The organism is Catenuloplanes atrovinosus (genome assembly GCF_031458235.1).
GTDB lineage: Bacteria > Actinomycetota > Actinomycetes > Mycobacteriales > Micromonosporaceae > Catenuloplanes > Catenuloplanes atrovinosus.
Genome location: NZ_JAVDYB010000001.1, coordinates 4199041 through 4215445 on the forward strand (window position 1 = coordinate 4199041; position 16405 = coordinate 4215445).

9 protein-coding genes are annotated in these 16405 nt (G+C 74.1%); 2 read left to right on the forward strand and 7 right to left on the reverse strand.

Annotated features, from left to right (window positions below):
• Positions 1–22 precede the first annotated feature (22 nt).
• Both J2S41_RS18790 and J2S41_RS18795 read right to left on the reverse strand, forming a co-directional pair.
• The gene (locus J2S41_RS18790) at positions 23–3199 is read right to left on the reverse strand and encodes a non-ribosomal peptide synthetase (RefSeq protein WP_310369188.1); all 3177 of its coding nucleotides are present in this window, start codon (positions 3197–3199) and stop codon (positions 23–25) included.
• The gene (locus J2S41_RS18795) at positions 3196–9423 is read right to left on the reverse strand and encodes a non-ribosomal peptide synthetase (RefSeq protein WP_310369189.1); all 6228 of its coding nucleotides are present in this window, start codon (positions 9421–9423) and stop codon (positions 3196–3198) included. Before J2S41_RS18795 ends, J2S41_RS18790 begins: the two co-directional genes overlap by 4 nt.
• A 436-nt stretch (positions 9424–9859) precedes the next feature.
• On the opposite strand from J2S41_RS18795, the gene vanA reads away from it, so the two are divergent.
• Positions 9860–10903, forward strand: coding sequence for a D-alanine--(R)-lactate ligase (gene vanA, locus J2S41_RS18800; RefSeq protein WP_310369190.1), 1044 nt, complete (start codon positions 9860–9862; stop codon positions 10901–10903).
• 52 nt (positions 10904–10955) lie between these two features.
• On the opposite strand, the gene J2S41_RS18805 is transcribed toward vanA, so the two are convergent.
• The gene (locus tag J2S41_RS18805) at positions 10956–12014 is read right to left on the reverse strand and encodes a sensor histidine kinase (RefSeq protein WP_310369191.1); all 1059 of its coding nucleotides are present in this window, start codon (positions 12012–12014) and stop codon (positions 10956–10958) included.
• A complete protein-coding gene (locus J2S41_RS18810; protein ID WP_310369192.1) occupies positions 12007–12702 on the reverse strand; it encodes a response regulator transcription factor in 696 nt (231 codons plus the stop codon). The genes J2S41_RS18805 and J2S41_RS18810 overlap by 8 nt, the downstream gene beginning before the upstream one ends.
• A gap of 178 nt (positions 12703–12880) precedes the next feature.
• Between J2S41_RS18810 and J2S41_RS18815 the strand changes: the two genes are divergently transcribed.
• Positions 12881–13570 (forward strand): response regulator transcription factor, encoded by a 690-nt coding sequence (locus J2S41_RS18815; protein WP_310369193.1) that lies wholly within the window; start codon positions 12881–12883, stop codon positions 13568–13570.
• Between the two features lie 33 nt (positions 13571–13603).
• Here J2S41_RS18815 and vanX read toward each other — a convergent pair whose 3' ends face one another.
• The 3 genes from vanX to J2S41_RS18830 all read right to left on the reverse strand — a co-directional run bounded on the left by vanX (position 13604) and on the right by J2S41_RS18830 (position 16324).
• Complete coding sequence (vanX, locus tag J2S41_RS18820; protein ID WP_310369194.1) at positions 13604–14221, reverse strand: D-Ala-D-Ala dipeptidase VanX; 618 nt, start codon at positions 14219–14221, stop codon at positions 13604–13606.
• Positions 14222–14266: 45 nt separating this feature from the next.
• Entirely contained in the window at positions 14267–15217 is a 951-nt protein-coding gene (locus J2S41_RS18825; RefSeq protein ID WP_310376417.1) for a D-isomer specific 2-hydroxyacid dehydrogenase family protein, read from the reverse strand.
• Between the two features lie 162 nt (positions 15218–15379).
• A complete protein-coding gene (locus tag J2S41_RS18830) occupies positions 15380–16324 on the reverse strand; it encodes an NAD-dependent epimerase/dehydratase family protein (RefSeq protein WP_310369195.1) in 945 nt (314 codons plus the stop codon).
• Between the last annotated feature and the right edge of the window lie 81 nt (positions 16325–16405).

A 16405-nucleotide genomic window follows, 5' to 3' on the forward strand; every position in this document is an offset into this window, starting at 1 on the left:
CTTCGGAAGGCTGGGAAGTGGCTCACACGTCCGCGCCGAGCTCGGCCTCGAGTTCGGCGATCTCGGCGCGGTCCAGGTCGACGAGGCCGAAGCGCTCCACCGGCGTCCGTGCCGGTTCGTCCGCACCGCCGGCCGGCGGTGCGGACAGGGCCGCGAGGCCCGCGGGCGTCCGGCGCTCGAACACCTCGCGCGCGCCGAAGCTCATCCCGTCGCGCCGGGCGCGCACCGCGAGCTGCATCGACGTGATCGAGTCGCCGCCCAGTTCGAAGAAGCTGTCGTCGGCGCCGACCCGATCCAGGCCGAGCACCTCGGCGAAGAGCGCGCACAGCGCCCGTTCCGCCGCGGTGGCCGGCTCCCGGCCGGAGACCCGCGCGCTGAAGTCGGGGTCGGGCAGCGCGTCCCGGTCCACCTTCCCGTTCGGGGTGACCGGCAGCGCGTCCAGCACCAGCACGGCGGCCGGCACCATGTAGTCGGGCAGCACCGCGGCGAGCCGTTCGCGCAGCGACTCCGGGTCCGCCTCGCCGTCCGCGGTCACGTAGCCGATCAGCCGGCCGTCCCGGGCCAGCACCACGGCCTGGTGGACGCCGGGCTGCGCGGCCAGCACCGTCTCGACCTCACCCGGTTCCACCCGGAAACCGCGGATCTTGACCTGCGTGTCGGCCCGCCCGGCGAACACCAGTTCGCCGTCACCGGTCCAGTACGCCAGGTCACCGCTGCGGTACATCCGCTCGCCCGGGACGAAGGCGTCGGCCACGAACCGTTCCGCGGTCAGCGCCGCCCGGCCCAGGTAGCCGTGGGCCACGCCGGCGCCGGCGATGTAGAGGTCGCCCACGACGCCCGGCGGGAGCGGGCGGAGGAAGACGTCCAGCACGTACATCCGGCGGCCGGGCTGCGGCCCGCCGATCGGCAGGACCGGGCCCAGCCGGTCGCCCGGGTCGATCCGCTTCCGGGTCACGCACATGGTGGTCTCGGTCGGGCCGTACGTGTGCCAGAGCAGCAGGTCGGGGCACGCCCGCCGGAGCCGCTCCACCGCGTCCAGCGGCACCACGTCGCCGCCGGTCGCCACCACGCGCAGCCCCGCGAAGGACTCCGCCGCCTCGTGCGCCAGCGCGCGGAACTGCCCGGCGGTGAAGTTCACCGCGGTGAGCCCGTCCGCCACGTGCGCGGCGAGCCGCCGCGCGTCCACCACGCCCGGCTCGGCGATCATCACCTGCGCGCCGCGGGCGAGCGGCACCCACACGTCGAACACGGACGCGTCGAACGTGTGCGGCGCGTGCATCAACACGGCGTCGCCCGCCCCCACGCCCCAGCCGGGGTCGCCGGCGAACACCGGTACGCCCCCGTGCGGGACCGCCACGCCCTTCGGCATCCCGGTCGATCCGGACGTGTACATCACGTACGCCAGGTCGTCCGGCCCGATCCCGGCCGGCGGCAGCGCGCTCTCGGCCAGGTCGTCCACGTCGATCCGCCGATGACCGGCCGGCACCGCGCCCGCGGTCCCCGCCCCGCACAGCACGGCCGTGACCCCGGCGTCGGCCAGCATGAACGCCACCCGGTCCGCCGGGTAGCCCGGGTCGACCGGCACGAACGCGGCGCCGGCCTTCCACACCGCGAGCCAGGCCGCCGGCACCTCGGCCGAACGCTCCAGCATCACCCCGACGCGGTCGCCGCGCCGCACGCCCCGGCCGGCCAGCGTCCGCGCCAGCCGGCCCGACCACGCGTCGAGCTCCGCGTACGACCACGACCGTCCCCCGGCCGTCATCGCGGTCGCGCCGGGTGTGCGCGCCGCGTGCCGGCCGAACAGGTGCAGCGCGGTCGGCGCGTCCACGGTCCGCGGCGTCTTGTTCCACCGCTCGACCGTCAGCGCGCGGCCGGCCTCGCTGAGCGGGTCCAGGCGGCCCACGGCGGCGTCCGGTGCCGCGATCATCCGCTCCAGCACGCGGGTGAACCCGTGCAGCGTCTCCTCGGCGACGCCCGGGTCGAGCGTCTCCGGCCGGTACTGGACCTCGGTCTCCAGGCGCTCGCCCGGCATGACGCCCAGCGTGATCGCGTACGGCGACGCCTGCCGGACCTCCAGCGGGCTCAGCCGCAGCTCGCGCCGGGCGTCCGGCGCCGCGCCCGGGTCGACGTAGTTCTCGAACACCACGATCGTGTCGAAGCTCGCCGCGCCGAGCTTCTGGATCTCCGGCAGCCCCAGGTGGTGGTGCGCGATCAGCGCGGACTGCCGCCTCTGCAGTTCGGTCAGCGTCTCCAGGACGGTCCGGTTGCCGTCCAGCCGCACGCGTACCGGCACGGTGTTGATGAACAGGCCCGCGACGCGCTCCACGCCGGGCAGTTCCGCCGGGCGCCCGGCGACCGTGGCACCGAAGACCACGTCGGTGCGGCGCGCCAGCCGGGCCAGCACCAGCGCCCACGCGCCCTGGATCAGCGTGTTCAGCGTCAGCCCGCGCTCGCGGGCGAACCCGGTGAGCGCGGACGTGAACTCCGCGGAGTGGCGGACCACCGCGCGGGCCGGTAGCTCCGGTGCCCGGCCGGGCCGCTCCGGCAGGCCGAGCGCGGACCCGTCGGCGCCGGACAGCTCCGCCCGCCACGCCGCCCGGGCGGCCTCCCGGTCCTGCCGTCCCAGCCAGGCCAGATAGTCACGGTACGAGCCGGCCGGCGGCGGCCCGGCGGCGACGCCCCCGGCCTCGTACACCCGGAGCAGGTCGGCCTCGACGATCGCGCGCGACCAGCCGTCCATCAGCAGGTGGTGGCTGGTGGTCACCAGGCAGTGCCGCTCCGGGCCGAGCCGGATCAGCGACAGCCGCAGCAGCGGGGGCCTGGCCAGGTCGAACCGCCGGGCCCGCTCCTTCTCCGCGATCGTGCTCACCTCGGCCGACGCGTCCTCGGCGGACAGTCCGGACAGGTCGTGCTCGGCCCACGGCAGCTCCACCCGGCGGGGGATCAGCTGCACGGTCTCGCCGGACCTGCGCCGGTGGAAGGACGCGCGCAGCGCCGGGTGCCGGTCCAGGACGGCCGCCCAGGACCGGCGGAACCGGTCGGTGTCCAGCGGCCCCTCGATCAGCTGCGTCTGCTGGATGAGGTAGATGTCCGGCGCCTCGTCGTCGATCGAGGCGTGGTAGAGCATCCCCTCCTGCATCGGTGACAGCGGCCAGAGCTCCGCGAGCGCCGATCCGGGGGACGTCGACGGAGTGTTCACGATGTCTGGCCTCCATTGAGTTCGGCTGCGAGCGCCTCGAAGCCCTCGATCTCGTCCTGGTCCAGGTCGAGCAGGTCGAAGTCGGACGCGGTGTGCCCGCCGGCCGACGGGTCCTCCGCGCGCCGGGCCAGCCCGGACAGCACCTCCAGCCACTCGCGGCCCAGCCGCTCCGCCTCACCGTCGGCCAGCCGCCCGGCCGGCCAGCTCAGTGCCAGCCTGAGCAGCGGACCGTCCGGCCCGTCCTCGAGGACCACGTCCGCGTCCAGGTCGTGCGGCAGATCCGCGCCCGGGCCGAGCATGCCGCCGACGCCGCCCACCGGCTCCCACTCCCGTGCCTCGGTGACGTGCCGGCCCATGTAGTTGAAGCCGATCCGCGGCGACGGCAGCGCGGCCAGTTCCGGTCCCGTCTCCGGGTTGAGGAACCGCAGCAGGCCGTAGCCGAGCCCGTCGCCCGGCACCGTCCGGGACTGCTCCTTGACGGCCTTCAGCAGCCGTTCCGCCGCCGGGCCGCCGGCCGGTACGCCGGTCAGGTCGAGGCCGGCCAGGTCCAGGCGCACCGGGTGCACGCCGGTGAACCAGCCCACCGTGCGGGACACGTCCAGCCCGCCGACCGGGTGACGGCCGTGGCCCTCCACGTCGACCAGCACCACGTCCCCGCCGCGCCACCGCGCGACCGCGCCCGCCAGCCCGGCGAGCAGCACCTCGTGCACGCCGCAGAAGAACACCGCGGGTGCCCGCCCGGCCAGCACGGACGCCCGGGCCGGCGGCAGCACCCAGGAGCGCGAACACACGCCGCCCGCGCCCGGCGCGGGCCCGCCGCCGTGGTGCTCGCCCGCGCCGGCCACGGATCGCCAGTACGGCAGCTCCGCCACCCGCTCCGCGGAGACCGCGTCCCGCACCAGCGCGTCCGCCCACCGCCGGAACGACACCGGCACCGGGTCCAGCGCGGGTGCGCGGCCGGCCGCCACCGCCTCGTACGCCTGCCGGACGTCCGGGACCAGCACCCGCCAGGACACGCCGTCGACCGCGAGGTGGTGCGCCACCAGCACCAGCCGCCCCGGCCGGTCCGGACCGGCGTCGACCAGCACGGCCCGCGTCACCGCGCCCGCCGCCGGGTCCAGCCGGGCCACCGCGGCCCGCGCCGCCTCCTGCGCCACGTCGTCCGGGTCCGCGGCCGGGCCGGCCACCACCCGGCTCACCGCGCCGGCGACGTCCACCGACCCGGGCGGGCCGGTCAGCAGCCGGCCGGAGTCCACCCGCAGCCGCAGCATGTCGTGCGTGTCCACCACCGCGGTCAGCGCGGTCACCAGCGTCCGCTCGTCCAGGCCCGGGGGTACGGCGACCACCGTCCACTGCGCGAAGCCCGCGTCCAGCGCCGCGTCGCCCAGCAGCCGCATCACCGGCGTCCACGCGACCTCGCCCGGGCCGTCGGCCGTGGTGGCGCCGTCCCGGTCCGGCCGCGGCGCGTGCGCCACGACGCGGGCGAGCCGTTCCGGCGTGCGCGCCTCGAAGACGTCGTGCGCGGCGAACGTCAGCCCCCGGCGCCGGGCGCGGGCCACCAGTTGCATCGAGGTGATGGAGTCGCCGCCCACGGCGAAGAAGCTGTCGTCCACGCCGACCCGGTCCAGCCGCAGCACCTCGGCGAACAGCTCGCACAGCGCCCGCTCGACGTCCGTGGCCGGCCGGCGGCCGGTGGTCCCGGCCGCGAAGTCGGGGTCCGGCAGCGCACCGCGGTCGATCTTGCCGTTCGGCGTGGCCGGCAACGCCTCCAGCGCCACCACCACCGCGGGCACCAGGTGGTGCGGCAGCCGGGAGGCGAGATCGTCGCGGACCGCCCGCGCGTCGACGCCGGCCGGCGAGACGTAGCCGATCAGCCGGTCGTCCCGGACGGTCACCGCGGCCTGGGCGACGCCGGGGTACGCGGACAGCGCGGCCTCGATCTCGCCGGGCTCGACCCGGAAGCCGCGGACCTTGATCTGCTCGTCGGCCCGCCCGGCGAAGACCAACTCGCCGTCGCCGGTCCGGTACGCCAGGTCGCCCGTGCGGTACATCCGCGCGCCGGGGACGAACGGGTCGGCGACGAACCGCTCCGCGGTCAGCGCGGACCGGCCCAGGTAGCCGCGGGCCAGCCCGATGCCGGTGACGTACAGCTCGCCGGTGAGCCCCGGCGGCAGCGGCCGGAGGAACGCGTCCAGCACGTAGCACCGGCCGCCCGCGATCGGCGTACCGATCGGGACGATGCCCCGGCCGGAGCTCAGCGGCGCGCTCATGGTCGCGCACACCGTCGCCTCGGTCGGCCCGTAGGCGTTGACCAGCCGCCGTCCCGCCGCCCAGCGGTCCACCAGGCTGGGCGGGCAGGCCTCGCCGGCCACCACCACGGTCTCCAGCCGGTCCGGCAGCGCGTCCGCGGTGGCCAGCACCGACGGTGGCACGGTCACGTGGGTGACCTCCCACCGGTCCAGGGCCTCGGCCAGCGACACCCGCGGCGGCAGGTCCTGCTCCGGCGCCATCACCAGCCGCGCGCCGGACAGCAGCGCCATCAGCACCTCGGACACCATCGCGTCGAAGCCGAGCGCCGCGAACTGCAGCACCCGGGACGACGGCGACACCGCGAAGCGCGCGATCTGCGCGGCGGCCAGGTTTCCCAGGCCCGCGTGCGGGACGACGACGCCCTTCGGGGTGCCGGTCGACCCGGACGTGTAGATGACGTACGCGGCGTCGTCCGGCCGCACCCGCGGCAGCCGGGCCGCCGCGCCCGCGATCAGGTCGGTCTCCTCGAGCACCAGCAGCCGATCCGCGAAGTCCGCGGGGACCGCCTCCCGGGTCTTGCCCACGCACACCACCAGCGCGGGGTCCGCCTCGCCGAGGATCAGCCGGACCCGTTCCTCGGGGTAGGCCGGGTCCACCGGCACGAAGGCGCCGCCGGCCAGCGACACGCCCAGCATGCCGACCACCCACCACGCCGACCTGCCGACCACCACGCCGATCCGGCTCTCCCGCCCGGCCCCGCGCGCGGTCAGCGCCGCGGCCAGGCCGGCCGCGCGGTCCCACAGCTCCCGGTAGGTCAGTTCGCCGTCGCCGTCCACCACGGCCACGTCCCGCGGCCGGGCCGCCACCGCGCGCCGTACCAGTTCGGGCAGCGAGTCCCCGGCCGCCAGCGCCGGGACCGGCCGGTTCGCCGGCGCCGTGCCGACGCCGAACGCGCCCACCGATCCGGACGGGTCCGCGGCGAGCGCGCCGAGCGCGTCGGCGAACCACCCGAGCACCGACTCCGCGACGGTCTCCTCGACCTGCCCGTGCCGGTACGCGAGCTGGATGCGCAGGCGGTCGCCCGGGATGATGCCGAGCGTCAGCGGGTAGTGCGTGCCCTCGATCGTGCCCAGGTAGGTGAACCGGCCGAAGTCGCGCGGATAGCTCTCGAACACCAGCAGCGAGTCGAACGTGACGCCCGGCCCGGCCGCCTTCTGGATCTCCGACAGTCCCAGGTGCTGGTGCGGCATCAGGGCCGCCTGGCGCCGTTGCAGGCCGGCGAGCATGTCGACGATCCGCTCGCCGCCGTGCAGCGGCACCCGGACCGGCACCGTGTTCATCATCAGGCCCGGCATCGACTCGACGTCCGGCAGCTCCGCGGGACGGCTGGCGACCGTGGTGCCGAACACCACGTCGGTCCGCCGCGCGAGGCGCGCCAGCACCATCGCCCACACGCCCTGCACCACGGTGTTGAGCGTCAGCCCGTGGTCGCGGGTCAGCTCCAGCAGCGCGGCGTACCGCTCCGGCGCCAGGAACGCCACCCGGTACTCGTAGCCGGTGCCGGCCGCCGCGCCGCCGATCCGCGCGGGCTCGTCCAGGCCGGCCAGTTCCGCGCGCCAGGCCTCGCGCGCCGCCTCCCGGTCCTGCCGTTGCAGCCAGGCCAGATAGTCCCGGTACGACGCGGTGCCCGCCCGCTCCGGCAGCCGCCCGCCGGCCGCGTACGCCTCGGACACCTCGCTCAGGATCACCGACACCGACCAGCCGTCCATCAGCGCGTGGTGGTGCACGACCAGCAGCCGGTGCCGGTCCTCGCCGAGCCGGGCCAGCACCAGCCGGAACAGCGGCGCCGTGGCCAGGTCGAAGCGCTGCTGCTGTTCCCGCCCGGCCAGCTCCCGCACGGCCGCGTCGGCGTCCCCGGCGCCGGTCAGGTCCACCTCGCGCCACGGCAGCACGACGTGCTCCGCGACCGCCTGCACCGTCTTCCCGGACGCCAGGCGGTGGAAGCTCAGCCGCAGCTCCGCGTGCCGGGCGAAGACCGACTCCCAGGCCGCGCGCAGCCGGTCCACGTCCAGCGGCCCGTGCAGCCCCAGAATCCACTGCCCCTGGTAGATGTCCGGACCCTCGGCGTCCAGCGTCGACTGGAAGAACAGCCCCTCCTGCAGCGGCGCCAGCGGCCAGACCTCCGCGGCCCCCGGTACGACCGCCGCCAGCTCCCCCCGGTCCTCCGCGGTGAGCGTGATCAGCGGGCGGTCGGCGGGCCCGTCGGCCGGCGCCGGGCGCGCCACCGCCGCCAGCCGTGCCGGGGTGCCCTCCTCGAAGACCTGGGACGGCGTCACCAGCAGCCCGGCCCGGGTGGCGCGCGCCGCCAGCCGCATCGCGGCGATGGAGTCACCACCCAGCTCGAACAGGCTGTCGTCGACCCCGATCCGGTCCCGGCCGAGCACGTCCGCGAAGAGCGCGCACAGCACCCGCTCCGTCTCGGTGCCGGGCTCCCGGCCGGTGGCGCCGGCCGCGAAGACGGGCGCGGGCAGCGCGGCGCGGTCGACCTTGCCGTTGCCGGTCAGCGGCAGCGCGTCCAGCGCGATCACCGCGGCCGGGACCAGGTGGTCCGGCAGCACCGCGCCGAGCCGTTCCCGGATGCGGTCCGGGTCCGCGTCCGCCACCACGTAGGCGATCAGGCGCCCGTCGAGCGGCACCACCACGGCCTCGTGCACGTCCGGCGCGGCGGTCAGCGCGGCCTCGATCTCGCCCGGCTCGACCCGGAACCCGCGGATCTTCACCTGGTCGTCGGCGCGGCCCGCGAACACCAGCTCGCCGTCCGGCGTGCGGCGCGCCAGGTCGCCGGTGCGGTACATCCGCTCGCCGGCCGCGGACGGGTCCGCCACGAACCGCTCCGCGGTGAGCGCGGACCGGCCCAGGTAGCCGTCGGCCAGGCCGGCGCCGGACAGGTACAGGTCGCCGGTCACGCCGGGCGGCACCGGCCGCAGCGCCGCGTCCAGCACCTGGGCGCGGCGGCCCGGCAGCGGGTGGCCGATCGGCAGCACCGGGCCCAGCTCGTCGCCCGGGGCGAGCAGCCGCCAGGTCGCGCACAGCGTCGTCTCGGTCGGGCCGTACAGGTGCCGGACGCGCGCGCCGGGGTGGGCCGCGCGCACCTTCTCGACCGCGTGCACCGGCACCACGTCGCCGCCGGTCAGCACCTCGCGCAGCCCGGCGAAGGACTCCGGCGACTCCTCCGCCACCGCGCGGAAGCTGCCCGCGGTCAGGTGCGCGCGGGTCACGCCGGCCGCGACGGCCTCGCGCAGGCGCCGGGCGTCCACCGGGCCGGGCGCGGCGATCACCACGCGGGCTCCGGACACCAGCGGCACCCAGATCTCGTACAGGGAGGCGTCGAACGCGTACGGCGCGTGCATGAGGACCGCGTCGCCGGGCTCCACGGCCCAGCCGTCGGCGCCGACCAGCTCCGCGACGCTCCGGTGCGGCACGGCCACGCCCTTCGGCGTGCCGGTCGAGCCGGAGGTGTACATGACGTACGCCAGGTCGCCGGGCCGGACGGTGAGCGCGGGCGGGTCGCCGGTGCCGTCGTCCGCCACCACGATCGGCGTGATCCCCGTCGGTACGCGGTCGCGCGTGGCCGCCGAGCACAGCATCAGCGAGGTCCCCGCGTCCGCCGCCATGAACGCCACCCGCGGCGCCGGGTAGCCGGCGTCCACCGGTACGTACGCCGCGCCCGCCTTCCAGACGGCGAGCAGCGCCACCAGCAGGTCCGCCGAGCGCTCCAGCATGACCGCGACGCGGTCGCCGCGGCGCACGCCCCGGCCGGCCAGGCGCGCGGCCAGCCGCCCGGCGAGCCCGTCGAGCTCCCGGTACGTCAGCGTGCGGGCGCCGTCGACCACGGCCACCGCGTCCGGCGTCCGGTCCGCCCGCACGGCGAGCAGTTCCGGCACCGTCGGCGCGGCCTGCGCTGCGGAATCCATCGTCATCCTCCGTCATCGATCGGCGAGGATTGGCCGGCCTCGCGGATCGCGGACCACCGAGATCCCCATGATGCTGAACGGGATCGATGTCTACGAGCTGGTCCAAGCGCTCATTTCTGACGCTTGGACGCGGCCGTCATCGCGCTTACCGCGTGCGCCGGCGGCGGTGACCAGCGCCGTCGGGAACGCGGCGGAGACATATCGTCGGCGTATCGAAAACGGGATACCTTCTCGCAACACCGCGCTGCCTTGAATGGGCCGCATGCTTCACGGCCGGCCCGGCGGCGTGTTCCGTGGCGAGCCCGTGCGAATGACGGCCCCCACCTCCAGCGCCCCCACGGCGGCACCCATAATCCATGGATGCGGGCGGGACGAGGCTGTGTCGATCGGCCTCTAGACCTACACGCTCAATGTCCGAGATTCGAAGGCGAGCAGCATGAGTAGACTGAAAGTCGGAATTCTGTTCGGGGGCCGCTCCGAGGAACATCCCATCTCCATCAAGTCCGCGCAAGAAGTCGCCAAGAACCTCGATCTCGAGAAGTACGAGCCGTACTACATCGGGATCACCAAGGACGGCGCGTGGAAGCTCTGCGACGGCCCGAGCCCGGAGTGGGAGAGCGGCACCACCCGCCCGGCCGTGCTGTCCCCGGACCGCGCCACCGGCGGTCTGCTGATCCTCGAGGACGGCCGGTTCGAGACGCTCCCGCTCGACGTCGTGCTGCCGGTGCTGCACGGCAAGCAGGGCGAGGACGGCGCGATGCAGGGTCTGATGGAGCTGTCCGGCATCCCGTACGTGGGCTGTGACATCCAGAGCTCCGCGCTGTGCATGGACAAGTCCCTGGCGTACCTGGTGGTGCGCAGCGCGGGCATCGCCACGCCGAACTTCTGGATCGTCAACTCGGACCAGGACGTGGACCCGGGCCAGCTGACGTACCCGGTCTTCGTCAAGCCCGCCCGCTCGGGTTCGTCGTTCGGCGTCAGCAAGGTCACCCGCCAGGAGGAGCTGGGCGACGCGCTCAAGACCGCCCGGCAGTACGACTCCAAGGTGCTGATCGAGGAGGCGGTCGTCGCCAGCGAGATCGGCTGCGCCGTCATGGGCAACGACGAGGAGCTGTTCACCGGCGAGGTGGACCACATCGCGCTGTCCCACGGCTTCTTCCGGATTCACCAGGAGGACCAGCCGGAGGTCCGGTCGGAGAACTCGACGCCGATCGTCCCGGCCGACATCCCGGAGGAGTCGCGCGCGCTCGTCCAGCAGACCGCGAAGGCGATCTACCGCGCGCTGGGCTGCCGCGGGCTCGCCCGGGTCGACATGTTCCTCAAGGAGGACGGCTCCGTCGTGCTCAACGAGGTCAACACGCTGCCCGGCCTGACGTCGTACAGCCGCTACCCGCGGATGATGGCCGCCGCGGGCCTGCCGCTGGGCGAGGTCATCGACCGGCTGGTGTCGCTGGCGCTGGCCGGACGGGCCGAGGGCTAGGCATCTCGTCGTCGCGCGCTGGGGCGATGCTCCAGCGCGCGGATCGAGATCCTCACCGGTCCGGCGGCGCCGCGGGCAGCCGCACGGTGACGCACAGGCCGCCGTCCGCCCGCGGGCTGAGCGCGAGCGTGCCGTCGTGCGCGTGCACGATCGCGTTGACGATCGCCAGGCCCAGCCCGACGCCGGCGTGGTCCGCGCGGATGCGCTGCTCGGTGCCGCGCTGGAACGGCTCGGTCAGGGTGGCGGTGAGCGCGGGCGTGAGTTCCTTGCCGGTGTTCTCGACCGTCAGCGTCACGCTTTCCGGCCCGTCGCTCGTCGTCACCCAGACGTAGCCGTGCTCCGGCAGGTTGTGCACGACCGCGTTCTGCACCAGGTTCGTGGTGAGCTGGAGCAGCAGCGTGGGCGAGCCGACGGTGTGCGCGATGTCGCCCGCGGTCTCGATGGTCGCGCCGTACTTCTCCGCCAGCGGCAGCAGCGTCTCCGCGGCCTGCTCCGCGACCAGCGACAGGTCCACCCGCTCCCGGGCGAAGGACCGCTGCTCCGCGCGGCTGAACAGCAGCAGCGCCTCGGTGAGCGCGATCGCCCGCGCGTTGACCGCGTAGAGCCGGTCGACCACCTCGCCGGTGGCGCTGTTCGGATCCTTGCGCGCCACGTCGAGCAGCGTCTGCATGATCGCCAGCGGTGTGCGCAGCTCGTGCGAGGCGTTGGCGGCGAATCGCCGGTGCTCCGCGACCAGCGCCTCCAGGCGGTCGAGCATCAGGTCGAAGGCGTCGGCCAGCTCGCGGAACTCGTCGCCGCGACCGGGCAGCCGGAGGCGGTGCGAGAGCGAGCCGTCCGCGGCCGTGCGCGCCGCGTCCGTGATCCGGGTCAGCGGCGCGAGCATCCGGCCGGCCACGATCCAGCCGCCCACCAGCCCGAAGACCAGCAGGAACAGCAGCACCCCGGCGGCTCGCGGCGCGAACGTGCGCAGCGCTCCGGGCGGCGGGCCGGGCACGTGGCGCAGCAGGAACACCCACACGGCGGTCAGCAGCAGGCCCCCGGCCAGCAGCAGGAACCCGGCGTAGCTGAGGGTCAGCTTGAGGCGGACGCTCGCCCCGCGGGCTCTATCCAAGATCTCCTCCGCCACGCGCGGCCTCCGGCTGGGCACTGATGCGGTACCCTACGCCGGCCACGGTGGCGATGAGCCATGGTTCGCCGAGCCGCTTGCGCAGCGCGGAGACGGTGATCCGCACCGCGTTGGTGAACGGGTCGGCGTTCTCGTCCCAGGCGCGCTCCAGCAACTCCTTCGCGCTGACCACGCCCCCCTCCGCGGCGACCAGCACCTCCAGCACGGCGAACTGCTTGCGGGTGAGCGGGACGTACCGCCCGTCCCGGTGCACCTCGCGGCGGAACGGGTCGAGCCGCAGGCCCGCTATCTCCCGCACCGGCGGCCGGTTGTAGGCGCGCCGGCGGTTGAGCGCCCGCAATCTGATCACGAGTTCGCGGAATTCAAACGGCTTGGTGACGTAGTCGTCCGCGCCCAGCTCGAATCCGGTCGCCTTGTCGTCGATCCGATCGGCGGCGGTGAGCATGAGAATGGGAATGCCGCTGCCGGAGGAGACGATTCGCTTGGCGATCTCGTCGCCGGACGGCCCGGGGATGTCGCGGTCCAGGACGGCGATGTCGTAGGCGTTGATGCTGAGCAGTTCGAGCGCGGTGTCGCCGTCGCCGGCGATGTCGGCCGCGATCGCTTCCAGGCGCAGCCCATCGCGGATCGCTTCCGCGAGATAGGGCTCGTCCTCGACGATCAACACACGCACGCTCCGATGCTACGAGTCGGCTCATATCGTCGGCCTATCGAAAACCGCATACGTGTCGACAACATTACGCTGCGTGAGTGTCAGTGCACCGGAGCGCACGGAAACGCACCGGGGAAAGCCCCACCCCACGGACGGCGTCGAAGGTCGACGATTTGCGCTGACTCGTACCATTGGGCTCATGCGTGTGCTGGTCGTCGAGGACGAACCCTACCTGGCGGAGGCGATCCGCGATGGGCTGCGTCTGGAGGCGATCGCGGCCGACATCGCCGGCGACGGCGACACCGCGCTGGAACTACTCAGCGTCAACGCCTACGACATCGCGGTCCTCGACCGGGGCATCCCCGGCCCGGGCCCGTCCGGTGACGAGATCGCCGAGCGGATCGTCGCCTCGCGCAGCGGCATCCCCATCCTGATGCTCACCGCGGCGGACCGGATCGACGACAAGGCCACCGGGTTCGAGCTGGGCGCCGACGACTACGTCACCAAGCCGTTCGAGCTGCGCGAGCTGGTACTCCGGCTGCGGGCGCTCAACCGCCGGCGCGCGCACAGCCGGCCGCCGGTGCGGGAGATAGCGGGCCTGCGGCTCGACTCGTTCCGCCGCGAGGTCTACCGGGACGGGCGGTACGTGGCGCTCACCCGCAAGCAGTTCGCCGTGCTGGAGGTGCTGGTCGCCAGCGAGGGCGGCGTGATCAGCGCGGAGGAGCTGCTGGAGCGCGCCTGGGACGGCAACGCCGACCCGTTCACCAACGCGGTCCGGATCACCGTCTCCGCGCTGCGCAAGCGGCTCGGCGAGCCGCGGATCATCGCGACGATACCGGGCGTCGGCTATCGGATCGACATCGGCCAGGAGGCCGCCGACCGCGGCTAGCGGGGGATCTCTCCCCCGCCGCCGCGTCCCGCCTCAGCGCTGATTCGCGATGGGGAAGTCGAAGTACGTGTCGGGGTAGGGCTCGTCCCGCAGCGTGTAGTGCCACCACTCGCAGTCGTACCGGACGAATCCGCTCTCCTCCATGATGGAGCAGAGGTGTTCCCGGTTCTTCGTCTCGTCCGGCGTGATCCCCTCCGCGCCGTGGTGCGAGACCGGGTCCATCAGGTCGTAGTCGCCGCCCATCCAGACCACCTCGTTCGTGGCGAGGTCGTAGATGGTCAGGTCGACCGTGCTGCCGCGGCTGTGGCCGGACTTCGCGGCCACGTACCCCTGCTCGAACATCTGCGGACGGTCGATGTTCGGATAGTGGCGCGGCTTGCGCCGGCCGTCCTCCGGCTGCTCCGACCAGCGCAGGAAGCAGTCCACCGCGCGCTGCGGCCGGTACCCGTCCCAGAGCAGCAGGCCGAATCCGCGCGACTCGGCCTTCTCCTGCGCGCGGGCCAGCGCGGCACACAGCGCCTTGGTGCCGACGATCCGATTCACCTCGTACCCGTCCACCGGCTTGCCGGTGAAGTTGTCCCAGGTGGCGTACTTGGCGTCCCAGCGAATTCCCGGTACGAGTTCGTCCACGAAGGCGAAGTCGTCATTCATCGGTCGTCTCCCGGCAGGGTCATCGGCACGATTCCGGCGCGCAGCCTAGCCACGCTGCTCGCCGCTGGCGAAGCTCACACAATTGATCAGGCTGTTCTCGACGGTGTCGCTGAGCGCGTGATCGGTGTAATAGGCCGTGTGCGGGCTGATCAGCACATTCGGCATTTCCTGCAGCCGCAGCAACGCCTTGCTCTCGATCGGGTTGTTCCGCCGATCGGTGTAAAATATACCCTCTTCGCCCTCGATGACGTCCAGCGCCGCGCCGCCGAGCCGCCCGCTCTCCAGCGCCGCGAGCAGCGCCTCGGTGTCGATCAGCGGGCCACGCCCGGTATTGATGATGAACGCGCCGTCCTTCATCCCCGCGATCCGCTGCGCGTTGATGAGATGGTGCGTGTCCGCGGTGAGCGGCGTGTGCAGCGTGACGATGTCGCTCTCCCGCAGCAATTCGTCCAGCGGCACGTAGGGGGCGACGGAGACGTCCCGCCGGCTGTCGCAGGCCAGCACGCGGCAGCGGAAGCCGGCCAACCGGTCGATCACGGCCGAGCCGATCCGGCCGGTGCCGACCACGCCGACGGTCAGGTCGCGCAGCTCCCGCCCGCGCGTGTCGCTCAGCCGGTAGTCATGGGCGTCGGTGCGGCGAACCATGGCCTTCGCGTGGCGGACGGCCATCAGCATCATCATGAGCGTGAAGTCGGCCACGCTGTCCGGCGAGTACGCGACGTTGCCGACGGAGATGCCGACGCTCTTCGCGTACGCCACGTCCAGGTGGTTGTACCCGATGCTGCGCGTCGAGATGTACTCCACACCGGCCCGGCTCAGCGCCAGCAGCGTGTCGTTGGTGATCCGGGTCTTGTGCCCGACGCTGATGCACCGGTTCCCGGCAGCCAGATCGACGTTGGCCTCGGAGACCGCCGCCTCCGTGATCGTCGGCCGCACGCCGAAGCGCGGTGCCAGCTCACGGAACAAGACGGCCTCGTCCTGGCCGCATCCGTACATGGTGATCCCCGTCGTCTCGGCGACGGAGGCGGACGACGACGTCAGCGATCCGGTGCGGGAGGCCGCCGTTGGTGCTGGTTCGCTGTAACCCATGGCGGACAGTCAAGGGAGCACGGTGTTGCCAGCACGTATGAGGTTTTTGATATGCCCACGATATGTGCGTCAGCGTTCCCGCCACATGGCGCGCAGCGACTCCGCCAGGCCGTGCTCCGGGGTCCAGCCCAGCACGTCCGCGGCGCGCCGGACGTCCGCCTGGATCCAGTCGCCGCCCACGCTGCGCACCGCGCTGCCGTCGTCGTAGAGCGCGCCCTCGGGCAGCCCGGCCGCCTCGGTCAGCGCGCGGATCACGTCCGCGATCGGCACCGCGGCGCCGCTGCCGATGTTGAACGCCTGACCGGTGGCGGTGGAGGCGAGCGCACGGCTCACCGCCGCGGCCACGTCCCGCACGTCCACGAAGTCGCGGCGCGCGTCGGCCACGCCCATGCCGACGCGCTCGCCGCCGGCCGCGGCGCGGGCCCGCGCCAGCAGCTTGCCCGGCAGGCCGGCCGGGGAGGGATGCGGCCCGGTCACGTTCGTCAGCCGGAGCACGACGCCGTCGATCCGGCCGGACCGGGCCGCGTCCAGCACCGCGGTGGAGCCGCCGAGCTTGCTGCGGGCGTAGTCGCCGGCCGGGCGCGGCGCGGCGTCCTCGTGCACGGATACGCCGGGCGGCACCGGGCCGTACTCGTGGATGGTGCCGAGGTGGACCAGCCGCGGGCGCCAGGGCACCGCGGCGATCGCGTCGACCAGCCGGCGCACCGCGCGCACGTTCGTCTCGATCAGGTGCTCCGCCGGGTGGTCCCAGCCGTCCGAGGTGTTGGCGCCGTCCGTGGCGTTGACCACCGCGCCGATCCGCTCGTCGCACAGCAGCGCGGTCAGCCGTGGCACGTCCGCGGCGGCGACGTCCATCCGCAGGAACCGGCCGGCGTCCGGCACCGCGGTCGCGTGCCGCGCCACGGCCAGCACGGTCCACCCGTCCCGGCGCAGCCGCGCGCAGACGTGCCGGCCGATCGAGCCGGTGCCGCCCAGCACCACCACGCGCCGGCCGGTGCCGAGTTCGCGATCCATGCGCACCCCCGCTCAGGTCTGGGCCCACGGTAGGGGCGGGCCGGCGCGGGGGGCCAGCGTCCAACCCCGGGCCGGCGAACC